Raw genomic sequence first — 23,204 nt, 5'->3', positions numbered from 1 at the left:
TTAGTTAATTGTTGATACTTTTCTTGATGGCATTGCTAATCCAATAATGACACCAATTACAGCCGGTAAAATCCAGCCTAAACCGATATTATACAAAGGTAAAACATTTGAATACAACTCCGCTACTGAATCCAACAGGCTTAATTTTGCACCTGGAATACTATTAACGAGTGCATTGTAGCCATCGATTAGGCTAACGAAAAATGTTAAGAACATCGCAGATGCATAAACTGTTTGCTTATTGTTAAATAGCGAAGAGCTTAAAGCAAGTAAAATAAGGACAATCGCAAGTGGATATAAGAACATCAACACTGGAATCGCAAATTGAATAATATTATTTAAACCAAAGTTGGCAATTGAAAATGACACAACACACAAAATGAAAACAAACCATTTATAGCTTATTTTTGGGAAAACTTCATGGAAAAATTCACTACAAGAAGTAATTAAGCCAATACTTGTTTTTAAACAAGCTAGCACAATAATTACAGCCAATAAAATCGCACCAAATGAGCCAAAATAATGGTCAGCTACTGCTGCGAAAATCAATCCACCATTTTCAAATGTTCCGACAGCCTCTATACTCGATGCGCCCATATACGTAATAAGCCCGTAAATTAGTGTCATTAATGCCATCGCAAAGATACCTGATGTCCATGTTGCTTTGGCAATTTCTTTTCTATCTGTAATACCTGCACTTTTAATAGCATTGATAACGACGATACCAAATGCTAGTGACGCTAGTGCATCCATCGTATTGTAGCCTTCTTTAAAGCCTGTCATAAAGGAAGACTGGATATAATCACCGATTGGCTGTTGGAAATGACCCATCGGCTTCACAATACTAATAATAATTAAAATAAATAATACAACTAAAAAAGCTGGTGTTAACACCTTACCTATATAGTCCATAATCTTCGCCGGATTTAACGAGAAATAATAAACTATTGCAAAAAATATAAAGCTAAACAGAGCTAGTAAAATTGTTGTATATTCCGCATTGATATACGGTTCAAAACCAACGACAAATGGTACTGTAGCAGTTCGAGGAATTGCAAAAAAGGGACCGATTGTTAAGTATAGCGCTAGTGAAAAAATAACGCCAAATAAAGGATGAATACGGCTCGCTAAATCACGCAGACCATTACTGCCCGATAAACCAATCGCTAAAATGCCCAAAAATGGCAAACCGATCGCGGTAACTAAAAAACCGATCAGTGCAAACCAAAAGTTTGTTCCTGCAAGTTGTCCAAGTTGAATTGGAAAAATAAGATTCCCCGCTCCAAAATACAGTCCAAATAACATCGTTCCTATGACTGCATAAGTAGAAAAAGGTATTTTCTTTTGCATAATTGATGTACTCCTTAGATGTGTTTAACTATAGCAAATTACCTTGGCGTAGTTACGTCCAGATTTTTTAGCGCTTGCTCGAAAAGCACTTGTAAAAATCTGTGATAGCCGCCGGGGCTTTAACCTGATTCAGACAAGTTTAAGCTTACACTTAATTCAGTGGCTATTTAGTTCGTCTCACTTATAGAAGTAGAGGGGTTGCTAAAACAAGTTAAATCGAATGAATTTTCACTACAATTTCACTATGGTAACAGGCATTTATTATAAAAACAATAGTTTTTGCGTAGTTGATTGCTAATTGTACAGTTACTAGCTAATAAGGAAAAGTAAAAAATGAAAAGAGCTGTCAGAAGACAGCTCCTAGTTTGCAACAGACCATTCAATATGGTTTAAAAAATTGTACACGTCTTCATAAACTTTCTCACGTTCTTTATCTAATGTGATAATATGACCTGAATTTTCATACCAAATAATTTCTTTATCATCTGTTTTAACTGTATCTAAAATAAACGGAGCGCTTTGTTGATATAGCTCATCGTCTAATAATCCTTGCAGTACTAAAGTTGGTGCTTTAATAGCTGGTAAATCTTCACGCGTTTCTTCAGTTAAGCGTGTAACGCCATCTAAAGAATCTTTTGGTGTAATTCGCAATTCATGTAATTCAGAGATAATTTGGTCTTTTGATTTGTTTTCAAAGTGTTTATATAGTCTTGCGTAGTTATATAAACGTGTAAATAATCCTTTTGAGCTATCGCGTGTTATCGGCGCACACATGGCAACAACTCCTTTAACAGGAAATTGCTCTGCTACTTTTAACGAAAAGACACCGCCAAGTGAAATTCCTACTACTGCGATTTCTTCATGGCCTTTATTTTTTAGGAAGTTGTAGCCTTCTACTACATCATTCCACCAGTCTTCAGGCTTTGTTTCAAGTAGGGCTTCTGGTTCTACCCCATGACCACTATAGATAGGTGCATGAACAGTATAACCACGTGTTGATAAAAATTCCCCTAGCTTTTTCACATCTTTTGTGCTACCTGTAAATCCATGCAGTAATAGTACGGCTTTTTTGCCTCCCTCAATTGTTAGAGGTTGCGGCTTTGATAACTTCATTTTATAATATCCCCTTCACGGAAATTTGTATTTGTGTATTTTATGTGTCTATCTTAACACCCTTTATTCATAATGTACAATTTATAGTTTTTATCGTTTCGATACCTTTCATGCATGAATGATGTGAGGTCGAAGCCTTGTATAATCACCATTTAGGGATGGTTAAAAATAATAAAAATTACTTTATTAAAATTCCTTTGTTATACTATATAAAATTTTTCCACGTTGCCTATACTTCCTATACTTTTACCGTTATAATGCAGGTAACTAATAGTAATACTATTATTGGAGGTGAAAAAAATGGAATGGCAACAATTGGAGTATTTTGCAACAGTAGCAAAGCTTGAACATATGACACGTGCTGCGGATGTATTAGCGATTTCACAGCCTGCACTGAGTCGCTCAATCTCTAAGCTTGAGGAGGAATTAGGAGTTCCTTTATTTGACCGCCAAGGACGTTCCATCATGCTAAATCGTTATGGAGAACAGTTTTTATATCGAGTGCAGCGTATGCGTAAAGAATATGAAAAGGCAGTTTTAGAATTACAAGAGCTTAATAATCCTGAGCTTGGAGATGTGTCACTGGGCTTTTTACATACACTTGGAACAAGTATTGTACCTGATTTGATCCGCGCCTTTCGTCAGCAACACCCGCAAATCCGCTTTCATTTCACACAAAACTATTCACACTCACAATTAAAGCAATTACTTGCAGGTGAGCTTGATCTTTGCCTACTTGCAGCTATTAATACAGAACCACCTGTATGCTGGAAGGAACTGTGGCGAGATGAGCTTTACATTATGGTGCCAATTGATCACCACCTTGCCAATCGTAAAAGCATTACAATGAAGGAACTTGAGCATGAAAACTTTGTGCTTATGAAAAAAGGCTATGCATTGCGCCGTACTGCAGATCGATTATTAAACGCAGCGGGCATTAAACCTAAAATTACTTATGAGGGAGATGAGGTCTCGACCGTTGCGGGATTTGTAGGCGCCGGCCTTGGCGTATCACTACTACCTGATGATGAAGATCTTAATCCAAAAAAAGTCGTAAAAATTCATGTTGAAGATATGGTCTGTGAACGTATTATCGGAATGGCTTGGATTGAAAATCGTTACCTTTCCCCTTCCGCACGACAATTTCAGAAATTTGTCTTTGATTATTATGAGAAAATGGGACCTTCAAGGAATAACGACTAAAAGCGGAAGGTTGCTTTATAGCATTCTTCCGCTTTTAATTTTATGATTTTAAAATTATTGTAGGAAACTAACTATTTCCCTATATATTTTATTTGATAAGAAAACAAATCCGTCGTGTCACCGCTAATTTCAAATAACCCTTGCCTAGCCATGGTGAAAATTCGATATTCTAAAAAGGCTTCGCTCATGTAGTCCTCGATTTTATTGAAAGTTCGCCCAATGACGTTCACTGGTGAAAGCCATAGCTCCTCGTTGTTAGCTTGTAAATCTTTTGCACATTCAATAATAGTTGCATCGTAACTGTCCTCCTCTGCATGAACAATACCATTTTGCCAAACTCGCAATGTACTTGGATTTTGCTTTAGCTCTTCCCATTCTTTAGCAAGTCGCCGACACTCCTCGAGTGTAAACCGTTTAGCATCCGATCGAAGTTTCATAAGCAAGTCCGATGATAGTTCTCCAGTATGGCGAATAGACATATCTGGATGAATTCGGTTTAAAGCTGCGGTTGTATCTATTCCAAATACCATGCTGCATTTAGTTACAAACTCGCTCATTACATAACGCAAACCAATTTCTTCATGTGAATTTTGGCTATACCAAATCCAAACATCCAAATCACAAGGGATGCCAGCGATTGATTTCGTCCACTTCTTATGGATGTCCTCGTATAATTCTTTTTCTTCTATATCCTTAAAAACATTAGATTCTAACCAATTTTTTCGATTTTCCAAGCTTGCAAGTGGTCCGATTGAGAAAACATCATTGACACAAATCACCGACTCTTCTCGCTGTAAATGGTGTTGTCGTATCGCGTGTTTAATAGAACCGTGTGTAGACAAGCTAAAGGTAATATGTAAAATTGCCATATAGCCTCCTCCTTTTATTGTTTACTTAGTGCGATTTGTATACCGATAAAGGTAAATAGAATGCCTTGTACCATATTCGAGCGTTTAGCAATTGCTGGCTTCCCTATACCTTTTTTAACTTTCCCTGCAAAAATACTAAATAACGAGAATAAAATCAGTGCCTGCACTAAAAATACCATACCCAAAATAAGCATTTGTAACGCCACATAGCCGTGTATTGGATTTACAAACTGTGGCAATAGTGCTAAGAAAAATAAAGAAACCTTTGGATTTATCACATTCATCAAGATTCCTTTGCGATACAGCAAACCAAAAACTTGAATATTTTGTTGCTTCAATGTAAATGGATCATCTTTTGCTCGCAATGATTGCCATGCTAAATATAATAAATAGGCGGCACCTGCAAATTTGACAATGGAAAAGATAACCGTTGATTGATAAATAATAGCTGAAATTCCTAAAACTGCAGCTCCGATATGAACAAGCAAACCTGTACATCCTAATGAAGTCGCAATGCCTGCCTTTTTATCTTGTGTAATGCTTTGCGCAAGGACAAATAAATTGTCCGGCCCTGGCATTACTGTTAATATGATTGCTGCACCTAAAAACGTTAGTAACGTTGAAAATTCCAATTATTCTCCTTCTTTCCACTAACTTTAGAAAAAACCATAATTAGAATGGTTGTATTTTCATTATACTACACGACACTCGCTACTTTAGTTGTGAGTTTATGACTATATATAGAATTTTTACAAAAAATTTATTGTTTCAATTAATGCTCGTTCACATAACATTTTTCCTCGCCCATGCATTATAATGAAAATTAATACTATATTTTTGGTCCATATTGTATGAAGAAAGAGGTGATTCGTCGATGGCAGTAAGCGATATTGTTCAAGAATTGGAGGACGAGCAAGGGAATGTCTTTTATAAAATGAAAACACATGATATCGACGTTCAAGCAACGCAATCCTCTGGCTTGGCACCAGTTATTACTTATCGGATTGGCGAGAAAGATATAACGGACGATATCCGAAATTTACGTTTCAGCCCCAGAACCCCGTCAAGTTATATACAAGATTATGATGAATTTCAATCAATGCTCTACGCAAAAGAGCAACGCGCCATCAACCAACTCTATGAAAAAATGAGCATTAAGCCAAAAAATATGACAACAGGAAAACAAATATTGTGGAGTTTTTTTGTGATGATTTTGGCGATGTTACCTTTATTTGTCGCCATTTGGTGGTTTAAATAATTTGTTTATCTATTTGTCACTTTAAGTATGTTTTAGGACATCCCCTTTTTAGTAGAATGTTCGCAACTTCAGCATTTTGTCCTCATTTTTACAGAATTTTTCTAATCAGCTTGACAGACACACAGAAGTAGTGCATTCTTTATTCAATTACTAGTACGAACGAGAGCCTGTGGTCATAATATATGGTACGGACCTCTCTACAATAATCAATACAAACAAAGCGAACGAAGACTAGTACGTAGAAACTAATTGCTTAGAGAGCGATGCCCACCGGCTGCAAGGCATTGTACAAAAAAGACTACTGAACCTACTTCGTGAAACGTCCTAGCCAAACTAGGCGCAGTCTCAAGCGTTATGAGGAAAGTGGAATATCTCAAGATATTCAATGTAGGTGGTACCACGGAAAGCAAACCTTTTCGTCCTAATTTTTAGGATGAAAAGGTTTTTTTATTGTTATTTAACAAACATTTTCATGTAGTAAGACAAGTGGCGACCATGATTGATGAACTGGAGGAAATGTGATGGAAAGAAAAAGAATCGTTGTAAAAATTGGCAGTAGCTCCTTAACGAATGCAAAAGGTGAAATTGACAAAGTACGCTTAATGGATCATGTGCAAGCTATTGCAGAATTAAAAAAATGTGGCCATGAAGTTTTACTTGTATCTTCAGGTGCTGTAGCAGCAGGCTTTAAACAATTAGGCTACCCTTCTCGTCCAGTGACAGTTAAAGGGAAACAAGCGGCTGCTGCAGTCGGCCAAAGTTTGCTTATCCAAACATATCATACCCTTTTTAGTATTTATGATATTATGCCTGCTCAGATCTTACTTACACGTACTGATTTTTCGAAAAAAGAACGCTATAAAAATGCCTATGCAACATTTGAGGAATTGTTAGAGCGGGCTATGCTCCCAATTATTAATGAAAACGATACTGTATCTGTCAGTGAGTTAACATTTGGCGATAATGATATGCTATCCGCACTTGTAAGTGGACTTGTTCATGCAGACCAGCTCATTATCCTTACAGACATCAACGGCTTATACGATGCAAATCCTAATAAAAATCCCCAAGCGAAGCGCATTGATCGGTTAACAGAAGTAACAGATGAAATGCTTGGCTTCGCTGATGGTGCAGGCTCAAAAGTCGGAACAGGTGGTATGGAGTCTAAACTATTGGCAGCGCGGGCAGCTTTAAATGCTGGTGTTAAAGTGTTTATCGGCACGGGCTACGGTGCGCATAAGCTCGTCGATATTATGGATGGACATGGAGATGGGACATATGTAGAGCATGAGGCACTTGCTATATTAACAAATAATAAACAGTGGATTGCACTTACGGAAATTTCTGGTAAAATCTTTGTAGATAACGGTGCGGAAATTGCCTTATTAGAAAATGGTAAAAGCTTACTACCAGCTGGTGTCTACCGTGTTGAAGGAGACTTTGAACAAGGTGACGTTGTAGAGGTTTATAGTGAAAATAGACTTATTGGACGTGGCGAAGTTTTATACTCATCACTTGAGCTAGCACAAGCGATGGGAAAACGGACCGATGAATTAACAAACTATCCAATAGAAGTCATTCATCGAGACAAATGGTTAAAAATACAAACGAATTAGGGAGGCATAAAGATGACGAGTGAAGTATATCAAAAAGGACAACGCGCAAAGGCAGCAAGCTATGTATTAAATATTAAAACAACTTGCGAGAAAAATGATGCGTTAACTAAAATTGCTGAGCAATTAATTATTGATCAGGATCTGCTAATTGCAGAAAACTTAAAGGACTTAGCAAGTGGCAAAGAAAAAGGTATGCCCGCTTCAACACTTGATCGCATTATGTTAAACAAGGACCGAATTACAGCAATGGCAGATGCCATTCATTTACTTGTAACGTTAAACGACCCAGTTGGCACAATACTTGAGCACATTGACAAAGAAAACGGCTTGCATATTGAAAAGCGTATGGTACCGATCGGTGTGATTGGCATGATTTATGAAGCACGACCAAATGTGACCGTTGATGCAGCAACATTATCGTTGAAAACAGGCAATGCCGTTATTTTACGAGGAAGCTCTTCAGCTAAATTTTCAAATATAGCGCTTGTTGCGAGTATTCACCGAGCACTTAAAAAAACGGCTATCCCTGTTGATGCAGTTCAACTAATCGAAGATACAAGTCGTGAAACAGCAAAGGAATTATTCCATTTAAAAGAATACCTAGATGTATTAATTCCTCGTGGTGGTAAGGCACTTATCGATTTAGTCGTTCGTGAAGCTTCAGTGCCAGTGCTTGAAACTGGAGCAGGCAATTGTCATATTTATGTTGACCAAACTGCTGATTACATAAAAGCAGAAAGAATTTGTCGAAATGCTAAAACACAACGTCCTTCTGTTTGTAACGCTGCTGAAAGCTTACTTATTCATCCGGATTGGTTTAATGAATATGGAACAAAGCTGCTAAACGCTTTGCACGAAGCAGACGTAACAATTATCGGTGATGCAACAGTTTGCCAAGCGGTAGATTTCGCACAGCTCGCTACAGAGGAAGATTTTGCTACGGAATATTTAGATTTAAAAATAAGCGTCAAAGTTGTCGAAAACGTATTTGAGGCCATCGAGCACATTAATCAATACGGTACAAACCACTCAGAAGCCATTATTACGGAAGATCCACTTGTAGCAGATACATTTTTAAATAATGTAGATGCGGCAGCCGTTTACCATAATGCCTCTACTCGCTTTACAGATGGCTTTGAATTCGGCTATGGCGCCGAAATTGGTATTAGTACACAAAAATTACACGCACGTGGACCAATGGGCTTACCTGCATTAACATCAACAAAGTATTTTATCCATGGGAATGGGCAAATCCGCGAGTAACGATTATTTCCAATGTAAAGAGCCGACAGTATACTACACACTGTCGGTTTCTTTACTAACATGATAACACTAAAAAAACAGTAGCTATTGTATATCTACTAGAAAGAAGGTTTGAAATGAATATTTCTGCAGTAATAAAACTTACTGTATCGATGGCCATTTTCGGCTCCATCGGCTTTTTCACCATCCATACTGGCGTACCAGCTATTGAGCTAGTCTTTATCCGTTGTATTTGTGCTACCCTCTTTCTTTGTTTCTTATGGCTAATGACAGGTGGCCATAAAACCGAAGTATGGGACAAAAAAGAAATAGCGCGTACACTTCTATGCGGTGTCTTTATCGTCTTAAACTGGGTATTTTTATTTAAAGCATTTGAAGAGATGTCAATCTCGATTGCCATTTCAATTTATAATTTGGCACCTATATTTGTGCTTATTTTAGGGGCCTTGTTGTTAAAGGAAAAAATGACTGTACAAGCGCTTGTCGCAACATTGACTTGTTTTATCGGTAGTATTTTTATTATTGGTTTACATAATTTTATTTCGTTGTCTGAATTTATGCAGTCAGGCTTCGTTTGGGCACTACTCTCTGCTTTGTTTTATGCATTTACAATGTTAACGAGCAGAACGATTAAAAATTTAAGTTCCTATGCATTAACATTTATACAAACGACTGTTGGTATCGTCATACTATTACCTTTTGTGGACTTTTCACTATTTGAAGGATTAACTACAACGAATTGGCTTTATATTTTAGGTACAGGCTTTATTCATACTGGATTCGTTTATTATTTATTTTTCGATAGTATTCGCAATCTATCTACTATACTAGTTTCTGTTTTAGTATTCGTAGATCCAGTCGTTGCTATTTTATTAGATATGCTATTGCTCGATTTCATGCCTAGCATTATGCAAACTGTTGGCATTGTTTTAATTTTCGGAGGGATTTTTTATACAATTTACATCCCTAATCAAAAAGCTAAGTTAAAGGAATGAAATTTCTATCGTAAGAGGAGGAATTGTATGCGTAAACTATATGCAATTGGTGAGCTGTTAATTGACTTTACCCCTACTGAACAAAGTGACTCGCTTTGTTCAGTAGCACAATTCACAAAAAATGCTGGAGGTGCTCCTGCCAATGTGGCCGCTGTCTGTGCAAAATTAGGACAGCATGCTGCTTTACTTTCACAGGTAGGGCAAGATGCATTTGGTGACTTTTTAATTAATACAGTAAAACAAGCTGGCGTGGACACCCAATATATTGCGCAAACAACTGAAGGTGAAACAAGCCTCGCCTTTGTTTCTTTGTCAGCCAATGGAGACCGTGACTTTTTATTTTACCGCAGAAATGCCGCTGATTTACTATATCGACCAGAACAATTACCAGCTAATTTACTTACAGCGAAAGACATTCTCCACTTTTGCTCGGTGAACTTAGTAGACAGTTCAATGAAGCAAACACATGAGGCTATCATTAGGCAAGCACATCATAAAGGCAGTCTCGTATCCTTTGATCCAAACGTGCGACTTCCTCTTTGGCATGACGCCGAATTATGTCGACAAACGATTTTAAATTTTATTCCGCACGCGCATATCGTGAAGCTTTCTGACGAGGAACTATCGTTTTTAACGCATCTAGACGATGAACAACATGCCGTTCAATCATTATTCCAAGGGAATGTCCAAGTTATTTTTGTGACCCATGGTGCACAAGGCGCTAGTCTTTATACGAGGCAACAACATGTGAAAGCTGCTGCTGAAGTTGTGCAAGCAATTGATACAACAGGTGCAGGTGATGCCTTTATCGGAGCCATCTTAAGTGTTTTATTGCAGAAAAACATTACAGCAGAGACTGCCGAAGCATTTTGCGAAACGTTTGCTACTCCCCTCCTTACCTATGCTAATCATTATGCCGGTGCATCCACAACAAAACATGGTGCTATCACATCTTATCCAACACTTCAGGAAATGCCATTATCGTTTTAAAACAACAAACTCCATTTTGAAAAAATTCAAAATGGAGTTTGTTTTATAGATTTTCTTCAAAATCAATACATATTCTATCTTTCATTAATGAGCCTACTAACTGGCTAACACGAACATGGTCAGGATGAATTTGATATTGTTGCAGATGTTCATCGCTTTCAAATAGGCTATTCAATACTATTTGTCGATTACTAGATGCTAATGGATTTGTGATAACATGTAATGAGATAATTCCGTTAATTTTATCTGTCAGGCTTTCTAACTCTGTTTTGACGATTTGTGCATTCTGTGTTTGTTGTTCTTCGTTAAACTCATCTTTATGATTCCACATCACAATATGTCTAATCATGTACATATCCCCTCCTACACATCTTTTTTAATAATCATATAGAGCCGTCTATTAAATTTCAATACTAGTAATTTTGACAATTTTTATTTTTTTGAACAATCTCGTTAAATTTTTTCGTCTAATCATTAAAAGACAAGTAAGGTGGTAGTTTTATGGAGCAGCTAGTGGACGAATACGGTGAATACCTATTCCATCTAAGCTATTTATATGTGAAAGACAGGCAACTCGCTGAGGAAATTACGCAAGATGTATTTTTTACATTTGCCACAAAGGGTGACGCTTTTCGTATTTAAATAATCAAAAAATAAAGGAACATTATTATACAAAGGAAATTCAGATGCTTTTAAGTGCTTATAATTATAATGGTATTGAGGAAGCAGAATTTGAACAACTAAGTGAAACGCAAGGAACTATACTTCTACGATCTAAGGATTTTACATTCAAAATTAATTTTGTTAAAAACGAACAAGGTGTATGGCATCCTACAACTAAGTAATTTTTAATAAATAGTAAGGTCTTCTCAAAAATCATTTGAGAAGACCTCTTTTTTGTAGCAGTAATCCGCGGTATTAATTGACTTTTAAAATTAAGCTTTAATAAATTGCTTTTTCATTAAAATATGTGGGATTCCTGCATCCATATATTCTTCACCTGTACGTGTATAACCGAGCTTCTCATAAAAACCTTCTGCATATACTTGCGCACTTAATTTTGATTTCGTTAAGCCCTTTTCTTGTGTTAATGCCTCTAGCGTTTGAATAATTACTTTTCCTAGCCCAAATTTACGAAATTCCTCTAAAATACAAATTCGCTCAAGCTTCCCATAGCCATCTACAACGCGTAAACGACCTGTACCAACAGGCTGCGCATTGTAATATACAAGAATGTGATCACATGCTGCATTGAGCGCATCAAATTCATCGTATTCTTCTGATGCTGGAATTTGTTGTTCTTCTATAAAGACAGCTTTCCGAATAGCAAAAGCTGTTTGTAAGTCATTTTCTGTTGTAATAATTGTTGTGTTCATATAGAGTGCCTCCTCGTATTTAGCATGCGTAATCTATATAGTATAGAATGTTTTTTATCGCCATGACAATAGCCTTTTTTTATGATTTTGAACGAGGATCCAGATAATCACGTAAGGCATTGCTCAGCATATACAATCCTAGTACTAACATCGTAATGGCTCCTCCTGGTGCAAATGTATACCAAGATGCTTTCACTAAATAAGCCTGAGAATCTTTTAACATACGTCCCCAGCTAGGATTTGGTGGCTGTACGCCAAGCCCTAAATAACTAAGTGCTGCTTCAGCGAGCATTGCTGTAGCAAAGGTAACCGTTGCTGCCACAATAATTTGTGATGATATATTAGGCAAAATGTGGCGGAACATAATTTTATAAGGCTTTACACCAATTAATTTAGCAGCCAATACGTATTCGGCATCACGATGTTGGACAAAACCACTGCGTGCGATTCTAGCGATGGCTGGTATTGCGATAACCCCAAGTGCTATCGCCGTATTGACTACACCAGGTCCGAAAACAGCTACTAGCATTAAAGCTAAAATAATCCCTGGAAATGCCATTAAAGCATCCATCAAACGCATAAAAATTTCATCTACCCAGCCACCGATGTACCCGGCTATTCCACCAATTAAAATACCAAATGTTGAGCCAATAAATACCGTTAATAAGCCGACCGCAAATGCTGTTTGTGTGCCTTTCATCATCCGACTAAAAATATCACGCCCGAATTCGTCTGTCCCAAAAAGATACTTACTACTCGGATTGTGCAATTTTTCTGGTATATTCATCGTATTGACATCATGCGGTGTATAAAAGAAGCTAATGACCATTACAAGTAAAAATCCGACTATGACGAGTAGACCAATGATTAAATTTATATTTTTCATGTAGCGCTGTACAGTTTTCATTGCATCCACCTCTCATCGTAATCGGATTCTTGGATCTAAAACGGAATATAAAATATCGACGATAAAATTAATTACAACTACTGCAACAGTAATATACATAACGATTCCTTGAACTAAAGGGAAATCGCGATTACTTATCGCAGTAATGAGTAACTGACCAACACCTGGCAATGAAAATACTTGCTCGACGATAATTGTCCCTGCCACCACTTCTGCCATAATTAATCCAAAGACCGTTAATATCGGTATCATCGCATTTTTTAAAACATGCTTATACATGACATTTTGCTCCGACATTCCTTTACTGCGTATTGTTCGAACATAATCCAGCTGCATTTGTTCTAAAATTGCAGTTCGCACGTAACGGAAGTTGACAGCAATTTGGGGTATAGCAATTGTTAACGCTGGGAGTACAAGCGTACTTAACGCACCAGATACACTTTGTGTCCACGGAATATAGCCGCTAATTTTAAAGAAGCTAAATTTCATTCCGACATATAAAATAAGCATCATACCAAGCCAAAATGAAGGTACAGCCATTCCGATTTGTGTCAATGTCGATAATGACACATCACTCAGCTTATTTTGTCTTCTCGCTGCAAACATGCCAAGCGGCAAGGAAACGAGTAATACAATGGTTAGTGTGAGCAATGCTAATGACATCGTTACAGGAAGTCTATCAAACAATAAATCTTTTACAGGCATTGAGAAACGAATTGAATTGCCTAATTCCCCTGTCAATAACCCCTTCATCCAATCAGCGTATTGTTCATAAAGGGGGCGGTCCAAACCAAGCTCAGACCGCAAATTTTCAATTTGTGTAGGATCCGCCTCCGTTCCTAACATTGTTCGAACAGGATCCCCAGGTAAAATTTGAAAAACACCAAATGTAATGATCGACACTAGAAGAATCGTTGTTATTAACAGGATGAATCGACGTATGATATACATCATTTGCAATCATCTCTTTCTAGTTTGAGAATTTTACCTCCGACATATCGTGGAACCAGAATGGATAGCTCTTCAGACCTGTCACTTGTTTATCAGATCCCCACACGATTTGGTAATCCGCCACATAAACGGACACTGCCTGCTCTGCTAAAATTTCTTGTGCACGCTGGTAGTAGTCGATTTGCTTTGCAGTATCTGTTTCTTTTAACACGTCTGCCATGATTTTGTCGTACTCATCATTCTTAAATAAGAAGAAGTTTTCACTATCATTTGTAGAGATATAGTCATTTAGTATTTCATAGGCAGATGCTCGGCCTGTTAAATCAATCGTTGTCATATTATAGTCGCGGCCGAAGTACACACGATCAAGCCAAATACCCCATTCCACTACTTCAATTTCTACATCCACACCAATTTCCTTTAAGTTAGCCGCAACAATTTGCGCTATATTCGAATAAATATCGTTATGTGAGGACACTGTAATTTTTGTTTTAAAGCCGTCTGGGTAACCCGCTTCTGCTAATAATGCTTTCGCCTTTTCCACATCAAGCTTGTACATGTTCTCTAAACCTTTCTTTTGATAATCCCCCATTGCCGGACTCATGTTCGAGCCAAGTGGTACAGCATAGCCTGCAAATACCGAGTCGATAATATCCGATTTACTAATCGCATAGTTCATCGCCTGACGCACTTTCACATTATCAAATGGCGCTTTCGTTTCATTAAACGTCACGATTAAGGAAGAGTTATTGTTTTGATGCGATAAATGATGACTACTCTCGACTTCATTGACGCGTTGCCAAGGAACACTAGTTAAGTCAACCTCATTTGCCATTAAGCTCATAATGGCTGCTTGATCATCTGATTGGAAAGTGAAGGTTACTTTATCTAAGTAAGGCAGGCCTTCCTTCCAATAGCTATCATTCTTTTTCAGTACTAAATTTGAACCAGGAGCATATTTTACATAGGCGAACGGACCAGTCCCAATTGGATTTTCATTGTGTTTGCCATCATTACTTTTCGGTATAATGGCTGATTGGCGAGCAGTAAGTGAATATAAGAAATTAGAATTTGGTTCTTTTAACTTGATAACAAAGGTCGTAGCATCTGGTGCTTCGGTAGACGCCACATTATCAAAGTTATTCGACATTTTTTCTCCACCACTTTTGCCCATTAAGCGATCAAAAGAATATTGAATATCTTCTATTGTTAAATCCTCACCGTTATGAAATTTCACGCCTGAACGGATTTTAAATGTATAAGTTAAACCATCCTCCGAAATATCATAGCTTTCCGCCAGCCCTTGTTTTAATGACCCATCTGTTTCAGGAGCCATTAGCCCTTCAAAAATATTAAGAATCATTTGGTAGGAAATGGACGCTGTCGCTTTATGAGGATCTAAAAAATCCGGGTCATCATTAATACGGACAACAATTTCTTGTGGCGTTTCTGTTGTTACTGGCGCATTTGTACTGACTTGATTTGTATTTTTCTTATCCTCATCATTTGAACATGCACTAATAATCAACCCTACTAGCAATAACAGCATTAGTAAAAACCAATTTCTAATCTGCTTCAAATCGTTTCTCCCCCTTTGCCCTTTGACCGTGTTTTGAAATACTAGTATAGCTTTCAACATCCTCTAATTTAGCAGCACATTTAACCCCAGCAATAATTGCTTCCTCTACGACCTTAGTTGCTAAGTGTCCAAGATAGTCTACTGGATACGTTTGATGTCCAGTGCCCAAAACAAAAATCGTATCGCCATCTAGCATTGTATGGACAGGATAAATCGTACGTGCTAACGCATTTTGTGCAAGCTGTGCAATTTTTTTCGCTTCTGACTTTGTAAACATAGCATTCATAGCAACAACGCCAATTGTCGTATTTGTGCCAGATAGTGCCTGTGATTGTCCATGCTCTTCTAAATACGTACAGCTATCCATCCATTGACCCGTTTCTCGGTTACGTGCTCCCGCAATGGTTGCTCTTGTATTGGGATCCTTTATATCACCTACTGCATTTACCGCTACAAGTGCTCCTACTACAAGCCCCTCTTTGCCTTCCAGCGAGCTGCTGCCCAATCCTCCTTTCATACAATATTGCGGACCTGCAAGCTTACCTACTGTAGCGCCATATCCAGCACCTATATTGCCGTTTGCAAAAGGTCCAATTGTCGCATTTTCCGCTGCCTCATAGCCCATCTGAGCTGTCGGTCTTGTATGTGCATCACCGATAAATAAGTCAAACAATACAGCACTAGGTACAATTGGTATTTTTGCAATACCAGCATCTACTCCAACATCTTGCTCCTCTAAGTAATGCATGACACCTGTTGCGGCGTCTAAGCCAAATGCACTCCCACCAGCTAAGCAAATGCCATGCACTTGCTGAATTTCATTGATTGGATCAAGAGCATCCGTTTCACGAGTACCTGGTGCTGAGCCTCGTACATCGACGCCACAAACTGCTCCATTTTCTACTAGAATGACAGTGCATCCCGTTATCCCCTCTTTATTTTCTACATGACCAACTTTCACGCCAGGTACGTCGGTAATATTGCCGAACATCTATCCACCCCCCTTTAGAAATGGTTATATAATGACTTTCTCAGCTAAATAAATTGAATATTCAGATTTTTATTCATGTAAAAAACACGCTACTTGCTGCTGTGCATTTAATTGTTGCAGTATAGGTCGCTCCAGACGACACTTCTCCATAACAAATGGACAGCGCGTATGGAATACACAGCCAATCGGTGGATTCATAGGGCTTGGTAGCTCCCCTTGTAATGGCACTAATTGCTTTGGTTCATCAAAATTGACAGTAGGTATCGCAGATAGTAATGCCTGTGTATATGGATGGAGGGGATTTGCATACAACTCTTTTTTCGAGCCTAGCTCTACTACTCTCCCTAAATACAGCACCGCAACACGATCACTTATATGTTTTACAACACTTAAATCATGTGAAATAAATAAATACGTTAAATGAAATTCATCCTGTAAATCCATCATTAAATTTAATACTTGTGATTGTATCGAAACATCTAATGCAGAAACAGGCTCATCTGCAATAATAAACTCTGGATTGATGGCAAGTGCACGAGCAATACCGATTCGTTGTCGTTGCCCACCCGAGAATTCATGTGGAAATTTATGCATAGCATCATCAGGTAAACCAACCTTTTGTAAAAGCTCGCTAACTCTTTTTTTACGTTGTTCTTTTGACAACGTTAATTGTAATGCCATCGGTTCCTCAATAATGGAACCAATACGCATCCTTGGATTTAACGATGCGAACGGATCTTGAAATATCATTTGCATTTGGTTGCGATATTTTTGTAAATGGCGTCCCTTCAAATGTTGAATAGGTTGGCCTTTATATAAAATTTCCCCATCTGTCGGTTCAACGAGCTTTAAAATTGTACGGCCAAACGTGGACTTACCTGAACCTGACTCTCCTACAATCCCAAGGGTCTCACCACGGAAGATTTCAATTGAAATATCATCAACAGCCTTGACGACTTTTTTCTCTTCCTTCATAGACTTGCGTTTCACAGGAAAGTAGGCTTTTAAATGATGAATTTCAAGTAAAACTTCTCTCTCCGTCATGTGTAAGTGCTCCTTCCTCCGTGAATAAATGACACCGTACGCTATGGTCAGGCTGGATAAGCCTAGTCTGTGGCGTTATTTGACGACAATGCTCCATAACAAATGGACAACGCGGTGCGAAACGACAGCCATCCGGCAGTGCATAGGCTGGTGGCACAGTGCCAGGGATAGAAGGTAATCTTGTCATGTCTGTTTCAAGACTAGGCATCGTTTTTAATAAAGCAACTGTGTAAGGATGTTTGGGCTGGAGAAAGAGCTCTCGGACAGGCGCCTCTTCCACAATTTGTCCAGCATACATGACCATCACACGGTCTGCCGTTTCAGCAACAACACTCATATCGTGTGTAATAAACAAAATGGCTGAGTGCTGTTCTTTTTTCATTTTCAACATTAGCTTTAAGATTTGCGCTTGCACGGTTACATCTAAAGCTGTTGTAGGCTCATCTGCGATTAATAGTTGTGGATTATTGGACATGGCAATTGCAATCATTACACGCTGACGCATCCCGCCTGATAACTGATGTGGATATTCTGTTATAATTTTTTCCGTATTTGCAATGCCCACTTCTTTTAATAGGTGTAGTGACATTTCTTTTGCTTGTTTTTTGGAGACTTTTTGATGCCTTCGAATCGCTTCCATCATTTGATTGCCGATTGTAAAAACAGGATCAAGTGACGTCATCGGCTCTTGAAAAATCATACTCACTTCATTGCCACGTATCATACTCATCTCTTTATTTTTATAATGTAATAGATTTTTTCCATTTAAAATGATATCACCTTTAGTAATTTCTCCAGGTGGCATCGGAAGCAAACGCATAATTGACAGCGATGTTATACTCTTGCCACTGCCCGATTCTCCAACAAGTGCAACGGTTTCACCTTTATGAATAACAAAGCTTACATCATCAACTACTTTTGCCTTTTTACCATTTTTCAAATGAAATTGTACATTTAAGTGATTAACCTCCAACAATACTTGCTTGTCTTTTGCTTGTTCCACATCCTACCCTCCTACTCACGGTCGAGATTGGGTGTCGTATAACGTATTGCAATATTTTTCATTTGCGTATAATTTCTTAATGCAACAAAGCCCTTTTCACGACCGATACCGCTCTTTTTATAACCTCCAAACGGCATTTGAATTCCACCCGCTGCGCCATAATTATTGACGAACACTTGTCCAGCCTTCACCCGACTTGCCACATAATGTGCTGTGTCTAAATCTTTTGACCAAACACCTGCTACTAATCCATAATCGGTTCCGTTCGCTAATGCAATTGCTTCATCTATTGTTGTAAACGTCAATATAGTTAACACTGGTCCGAAAATCTCCTCCTGCGCGAGTGCAGCATTGGCATCTACGCCATCAAGAATCGTCGGTTGAATATAATAGCCTTTTTCATAGCCTTTAATCGTAATTGTTTCGCCGCCAGAGATGACATAGCCATTTTCTTTCGCCTGCTGCAGAAGTGTGGAAATCTTCAAGTATTGCCGTTTGTTTAAAAGTGGCCCCATATCAACATCCGCTTCTCCTGGGCCGACCTTCAATGCTTGAAATTTCGTAACTAGCTGTGCGACGAACGCCTCTTTCACATCTTTTTCAATAAGTAACCGAGCACCCGCCGAACATGTTTGCCCAGCATTTTGGATAATAGCACGGACTACCCCTTCTAATGCCTGTTCCATCGGCGCATCTGCAAAGACAATATTCGGCGATTTGCCACCAAGTTCTAAAGTGACAGGAACAATGTTTTGAGCCGCTGCCTTCATCACTTCAATACCCGTAGGGACAGAGCCTGTAAAAGTTATATGGTCAATATCAGAATGTGTTGTTAAAAATGGTCCTACATCTCGACCTAAGCCGGTTATATGCTGAAAAATTCCTTTCGGCAATTTTCCAGCAAACCATTTCGTCAAAGCATGCGTCGTCAAAGGAGTATCCTCAGCACTTTTAACAATTACTGCGTTCCCTGTTGCAATAGCTGCGGCAACGCTTCTTGCTGTAATTTGTAAAGGATAGTTCCATGGCACAATATGGACAGTAACCCCAACTGGTTCTAAAACTACCGCATTTAAAATACCGTCTTCGATAGGAATTGTGTCTCCCATAATTTTGTCTGCCGCTCCGCCGTAAAATTCAAAGTAGCGAGCAGCCGCTTCAACATCTGCCCTTGCCTGTGTCAAAGGCTTACCAACATCACGACACTCTAGCAAACTCCATTCTTCAGCATGCATACGTATATATTGTGCTAATTGGAAAAGTAGCTGACCTCGCTCAAAAGCTTTCACTTGGCGCCACTCTTCACTTTCATATGCATGACGAGCCGCACGTACTGCATCGTCTACTTGTTCCTTACTAGCATTCTTTAGTTGCGCGAGTACTTCACCAGTAGATGGATTTACGACATCTATTAACCCCTTACCATCCCCTTGTACCCACTTACCATTTATTAGCATCGGAATAACTTGCATCGTACCCCTCCTATAAGCCACGGCCACCGTCAACATGTAACGTTGTGCCTGTCACCATTGTTGCTGCGTCTGATAGTAAATAATTTACTGCACCTGCTATATCAGTTGGATCGACTAAACGACCAAGTGGCACTGATTGTATAAAGACATTGTGCTTTGTTTGCTCTGCATCAGCACCATCTGCTGTAAACTGTGCTAGCATCTGCGTATTTGCTGGTCCTGGATGAATAGTATTAACACGAATTTGATGAGATGCAAGCTCAATCGCCAGCCCGCGTGTAAAGCTTTCGGCCGCTCCTTTTGAAGCAATATAAGCCTGCAAACCAGGACGGGGACGCACTGCGGAAATAGATGCAATCGTCACAATCGAACCTTTTTTTCGCTCCTTCATATAAGGAACAACTGCCTTTGTCGTAATAAATAAACTTTTCACATTTACATCCATAAGTCGATTCCAGTCATCCATCGTTACTTGCTCAATCGGTGTTGCAGCTTGTGCAATTCCTAGTGCATTGACGAGTCCATCAATTTGTCCATATTTCGCGAAAACTTCTTTCGTAATCGCCTGAATACTTTCTTCTTGTAGAACATTTACCTCGTACGTTTGTAAAGATTCATGCGCTAGGTTAGTCAGTGAAGCAACTGATAAATCAATACCGATTACAATATTCCCTTGTTCAAGCAACCCTTGAATAATTGCTTTCCCCATGCCTCCACCAGCACCTGTCACAATAATAACTTGCTGTGCCACCGCCATGTTACACACCCCCTGCTGTTTGTCTTATGTTTACAAGCGCCTGACAAATGGCATCGCCCATTTGTGAGGTTGTCGCTTGTCCTCCAATATCCGCTGTTTTTACGGCACCCTCTTTAAGTACAGCTTCAATCGCTGAAACAACTCGGTTTTCTGCGTCTGCTCTACCAACATGCCCAAGCAATAATCCAAGAGACCAAATTTGTGCAATCGGATTGGCAATCCCTTTCCCTGCAATATTGGGTGCAGAACCATGCACTGGCTCGAACATCGATGGAAACTCCTTTTCAGGATTTAAATTTGCCGAAGGAGACAATCCAAGACCTCCGACAATTGCTGACCCTAAATCCGATAAAATATCACCAAATAAATTGGATGCCACAACAACTTCAAAATCTTGAGGACGCTCTACAAAATAAGCGACTAATGCATCAATATAAATAGATTCTAGCGTTAATGTTGGCGAGGCTTTTTCCACAATATGTTTCGTATGCTCATCCCAAAATTTCATGGAATGAATAATGGCATTTGATTTTGTAGCACTTGTAATTTTCGACTTACCATATTTACATGCATAGTCACAGGCTGCTTGTACGATTTTTTCAACGCCGAGCCGTGTCATAATCGTATTTTGAATGGCCATTTCCTGTGGTTGATTATGATAAATATGGCCACCGCTATTGGAATATTCACCTTCTGTATTTTCACGAAAAATAACCATATCTATTTCCCTGCCATTTACGAGTGGTGACGCAATACCTTGTAGCGTTTTGACCGGCCTGAAATTTACATATTGCTGGAATTGTTTGCGAATGGGCATAATGAATTCCCATACTGTAACATCATCTGGTACACGAGCATCACCGATTGCACCGAATAAAATTGCATCATAGTTCCTTAATATTGTAAGTGCATCTTTTGGCATCATAGTGCCATGTTGCATGTAGTAATCCGAGCTCCATGGAAAAATGGTCGTTTCAATTTGTAGAGTTGGATCATCTTGCTTTAGTTGTTCGAGCACTTTTAACGCTTCCACCATTACTTCCTTGCCTATACCATCTCCAGGAATAACAGCAATTTTGACCATTACGCATCACCTGCTAAAAACTTTAATGCCGCTAAACGGTAAATGGCCGTCGTTTCTGCCAGTTCTTCAATATCGACATATTCATTAATTTGATGCGGAATTTCACGATCACCCGCCCCAACCGTGACGATGGGTACACCATGTACATGAAGGAAAGTACCATCCGTTGCACCTGGCACACCGTTATAAATCGGCTCTTTTTGCGTCACTTCTGCCACTGCTTCATAAATAGCCTGTACAACTGGCTGTTCTTTCGCAGTAGCGGTAGCAGGGCGATTATCAAGCACCGTAAGCGCCACTTTAAAGTCTGGATCATCTGCTTGTAGTCGTTGAATAATCGCATCAATTTTCCCTAGTAATTCATCATGATCTTGCGCTGGTACAGTGCGAATATCGAGCGTCGTCATACAATGATCAGGAATAACATTAATTTGCGCATCCCCTTTTACAGGAGCCCGTAAAATCGTAGGTGTAATCGATGGCCAGTTGAGCATTGGGTCACGTCCTAAACGTGCCTGTTCTTCTTTTTCTAATTTTTCAAGCTCAACGATCAAACGTGCCATACGCCAATTCGGATTAATGCCACTCCAAGAAATCGCGCCATGTGCCATTTTGCCGAAAATATCGACCTGTAATCGAATGGCCCCACGTTGTGCAATACATACATTGTTTTCTTGCGGCTCACAAATAATGGCCCCATCTACGCCATCCGCCCAGCCATTGCGAATAAAATGCTTAATGCCAAGCATAAGACCCTCTTCATCACATGGAATGCATAAAATAATCTTGCCCGTAAATTCCTCGCCATCTAGTAGCAATGATTGACAAGCGGTAATCATACACGCAAGATTTCCTTTTGTATCGTTTGTTCCACGACCATACATACGCCCATCAATAATTTCCGCACCGAACGGATCATATGTCCATGCCTCACGATTGCCTTCGGTTACGACATCTGTATGCCCTTCAAATAGTAGGGTTTTCCCTGGCTTTCCCGAATCAATAATACCAATGACATTCGGTCTTCCAGGTACAACCTCCTCAACAAACGTTTCAATACCGATATCTCGTAAATATTGTGCGACGTAATTGGCTACTTCCTCTTCATTACCACGAGGATCATTTTCGCGATAGACACTTTCGATACGAACGAGCTTTTGTGTTAGCGCAATGACCGTTTCACGATCTCGTTTATACGTTTCCGTTCTCTTTATAGTTAGTTCTTGCATTCAGTAAGCCCCCTTTATATTAGAAAATATTTACAAATCATATTTTCATATTGTATATTTACTAATATATTTGCCAAAATGATAATCATTCATAGAATCGCAGGAACTTTTTTTGCTATGATTTCCCCAAGAGAAAACACTCGCTCAAAACGCT

Annotated in this window: 23 protein-coding genes; 7 read left to right on the top strand and 16 right to left on the bottom strand. The window is 38.9% G+C overall.

Going from position 1 to position 23,204, the window contains the following annotated elements; translation table 11 throughout:
* Positions 1-1,350, bottom strand: coding sequence for a branched-chain amino acid transport system II carrier protein (gene brnQ, locus ACIQXW_RS04805; protein ID WP_340824839.1), 1,350 nt, complete (start codon positions 1,348-1,350; stop codon positions 1-3).
* 360 nt (positions 1,351-1,710) lie between these two features.
* Positions 1,711-2,463 (bottom strand): alpha/beta hydrolase, encoded by a 753-nt coding sequence (locus ACIQXW_RS04800; RefSeq protein WP_172771105.1) that lies wholly within the window; start codon positions 2,461-2,463, stop codon positions 1,711-1,713.
* A 300-nt stretch (positions 2,464-2,763) separates the two neighbouring features.
* On the opposite strand from ACIQXW_RS04800, the gene ACIQXW_RS04795 reads away from it, so the two are divergent.
* Positions 2,764-3,666 (top strand): LysR family transcriptional regulator, encoded by a 903-nt coding sequence (locus ACIQXW_RS04795; RefSeq protein WP_340824840.1) that lies wholly within the window; start codon positions 2,764-2,766, stop codon positions 3,664-3,666.
* A 71-nt stretch (positions 3,667-3,737) separates the two neighbouring features.
* Here ACIQXW_RS04795 and ACIQXW_RS04790 read toward each other — a convergent pair whose 3' ends face one another.
* Positions 3,738-4,535, bottom strand: a complete 798-nt coding sequence (locus tag ACIQXW_RS04790; RefSeq protein ID WP_402760179.1) for a DUF1835 domain-containing protein — start codon at positions 4,533-4,535, stop codon at positions 3,738-3,740.
* 14 nt (positions 4,536-4,549) lie between these two features.
* Complete coding sequence (locus ACIQXW_RS04785; RefSeq protein ID WP_402760177.1) at positions 4,550-5,167, bottom strand: LysE family translocator; 618 nt, start codon at positions 5,165-5,167, stop codon at positions 4,550-4,552.
* 242 nt (positions 5,168-5,409) lie between these two features.
* On the opposite strand from ACIQXW_RS04785, the gene ACIQXW_RS04780 reads away from it, so the two are divergent.
* From ACIQXW_RS04780 to ACIQXW_RS04760, 5 genes are all read left to right on the top strand, one after another.
* Complete coding sequence (locus ACIQXW_RS04780; RefSeq protein ID WP_340824845.1) at positions 5,410-5,793, top strand: sodium:proton antiporter; 384 nt, start codon at positions 5,410-5,412, stop codon at positions 5,791-5,793.
* Positions 5,794-6,314: 521 nt separating this feature from the next.
* A complete protein-coding gene (gene proB / locus ACIQXW_RS04775; RefSeq protein ID WP_402760175.1) occupies positions 6,315-7,409 on the top strand; it encodes a glutamate 5-kinase in 1,095 nt (364 codons plus the stop codon).
* Positions 7,410-7,421: 12 nt separating this feature from the next.
* Positions 7,422-8,672, top strand: a complete 1,251-nt coding sequence (locus ACIQXW_RS04770; RefSeq protein WP_402760173.1) for a glutamate-5-semialdehyde dehydrogenase — start codon at positions 7,422-7,424, stop codon at positions 8,670-8,672.
* A 116-nt stretch (positions 8,673-8,788) separates the two neighbouring features.
* Positions 8,789-9,667 (top strand): DMT family transporter, encoded by an 879-nt coding sequence (locus ACIQXW_RS04765; RefSeq protein ID WP_402760171.1) that lies wholly within the window; start codon positions 8,789-8,791, stop codon positions 9,665-9,667.
* A gap of 27 nt (positions 9,668-9,694) precedes the next feature.
* On the top strand, positions 9,695-10,657 hold the full coding sequence (locus ACIQXW_RS04760) for a carbohydrate kinase family protein (RefSeq protein WP_402760169.1): 963 nt from the start codon (positions 9,695-9,697) through the stop codon (positions 10,655-10,657).
* 43 nt (positions 10,658-10,700) lie between these two features.
* On the opposite strand, the gene ACIQXW_RS04755 is transcribed toward ACIQXW_RS04760, so the two are convergent.
* Positions 10,701-11,012, bottom strand: a complete 312-nt coding sequence (locus tag ACIQXW_RS04755) for a Dabb family protein (RefSeq protein ID WP_401018494.1) — start codon at positions 11,010-11,012, stop codon at positions 10,701-10,703.
* A 146-nt stretch (positions 11,013-11,158) separates the two neighbouring features.
* Here ACIQXW_RS04755 and ACIQXW_RS04750 point away from each other — a divergent pair, with 146 nt between their 5' ends.
* Positions 11,159-11,299 (top strand): RNA polymerase sigma factor, encoded by a 141-nt coding sequence (locus ACIQXW_RS04750; RefSeq protein ID WP_340824854.1) that lies wholly within the window; start codon positions 11,159-11,161, stop codon positions 11,297-11,299.
* Between the two features lie 293 nt (positions 11,300-11,592).
* On the opposite strand, the gene ACIQXW_RS04745 is transcribed toward ACIQXW_RS04750, so the two are convergent.
* The 11 genes from ACIQXW_RS04745 to ACIQXW_RS04695 all read right to left on the bottom strand — a co-directional run bounded on the left by ACIQXW_RS04745 (position 11,593) and on the right by ACIQXW_RS04695 (position 23,050).
* Positions 11,593-12,033 carry a GNAT family N-acetyltransferase gene (locus tag ACIQXW_RS04745; protein WP_402760167.1) on the bottom strand — a complete coding sequence of 147 codons (441 nt, stop codon included), beginning with the start codon at positions 12,031-12,033 and terminating at the stop codon, positions 11,593-11,595.
* 79 nt (positions 12,034-12,112) lie between these two features.
* Positions 12,113-12,940, bottom strand: a complete 828-nt coding sequence (locus ACIQXW_RS04740; RefSeq protein ID WP_340824857.1) for an ABC transporter permease — start codon at positions 12,938-12,940, stop codon at positions 12,113-12,115.
* 12 nt (positions 12,941-12,952) lie between these two features.
* Positions 12,953-13,894 (bottom strand): ABC transporter permease, encoded by a 942-nt coding sequence (locus ACIQXW_RS04735; protein WP_340824858.1) that lies wholly within the window; start codon positions 13,892-13,894, stop codon positions 12,953-12,955.
* 16 nt (positions 13,895-13,910) lie between these two features.
* The gene (locus ACIQXW_RS04730) at positions 13,911-15,440 is read right to left on the bottom strand and encodes an ABC transporter substrate-binding protein (protein WP_402762442.1); all 1,530 of its coding nucleotides are present in this window, start codon (positions 15,438-15,440) and stop codon (positions 13,911-13,913) included.
* A 16-nt stretch (positions 15,441-15,456) separates the two neighbouring features.
* Positions 15,457-16,461 (bottom strand): P1 family peptidase, encoded by a 1,005-nt coding sequence (locus tag ACIQXW_RS04725; RefSeq protein ID WP_401018496.1) that lies wholly within the window; start codon positions 16,459-16,461, stop codon positions 15,457-15,459.
* Positions 16,462-16,530: 69 nt separating this feature from the next.
* A complete protein-coding gene (locus ACIQXW_RS04720) occupies positions 16,531-17,505 on the bottom strand; it encodes an ABC transporter ATP-binding protein (RefSeq protein WP_402760164.1) in 975 nt (324 codons plus the stop codon).
* Positions 17,480-18,508, bottom strand: a complete 1,029-nt coding sequence (locus ACIQXW_RS04715) for an ABC transporter ATP-binding protein (protein ID WP_402760162.1) — start codon at positions 18,506-18,508, stop codon at positions 17,480-17,482. The genes ACIQXW_RS04720 and ACIQXW_RS04715 overlap by 26 nt, the downstream gene beginning before the upstream one ends.
* Positions 18,509-18,519: 11 nt before the next feature.
* Positions 18,520-19,980 carry an aldehyde dehydrogenase family protein gene (locus ACIQXW_RS04710; RefSeq protein WP_402760160.1) on the bottom strand — a complete coding sequence of 487 codons (1,461 nt, stop codon included), beginning with the start codon at positions 19,978-19,980 and terminating at the stop codon, positions 18,520-18,522.
* 10 nt (positions 19,981-19,990) lie between these two features.
* Positions 19,991-20,737, bottom strand: a complete 747-nt coding sequence (locus ACIQXW_RS04705; protein ID WP_402760158.1) for an SDR family NAD(P)-dependent oxidoreductase — start codon at positions 20,735-20,737, stop codon at positions 19,991-19,993.
* 1 nt (position 20,738) lies between these two features.
* Entirely contained in the window at positions 20,739-21,821 is a 1,083-nt protein-coding gene (locus tag ACIQXW_RS04700; RefSeq protein WP_402760157.1) for a tartrate dehydrogenase, read from the bottom strand.
* Entirely contained in the window at positions 21,821-23,050 is a 1,230-nt protein-coding gene (locus ACIQXW_RS04695; protein ID WP_402760156.1) for a M20 family metallopeptidase, read from the bottom strand. Before ACIQXW_RS04695 ends, ACIQXW_RS04700 begins: the two co-directional genes overlap by 1 nt.
* Positions 23,051-23,204: the final 154 nt, after the last annotated feature.

Source organism: Lysinibacillus sp. NPDC097162, assembly GCF_044762185.1.
Lineage (GTDB): Bacteria > Bacillota > Bacilli > Bacillales_A > Planococcaceae > Lysinibacillus.
The sequence above is the reverse complement of the archived record's forward strand: the minus strand, read 5'-3'. Positions and strand labels throughout refer to the sequence as shown.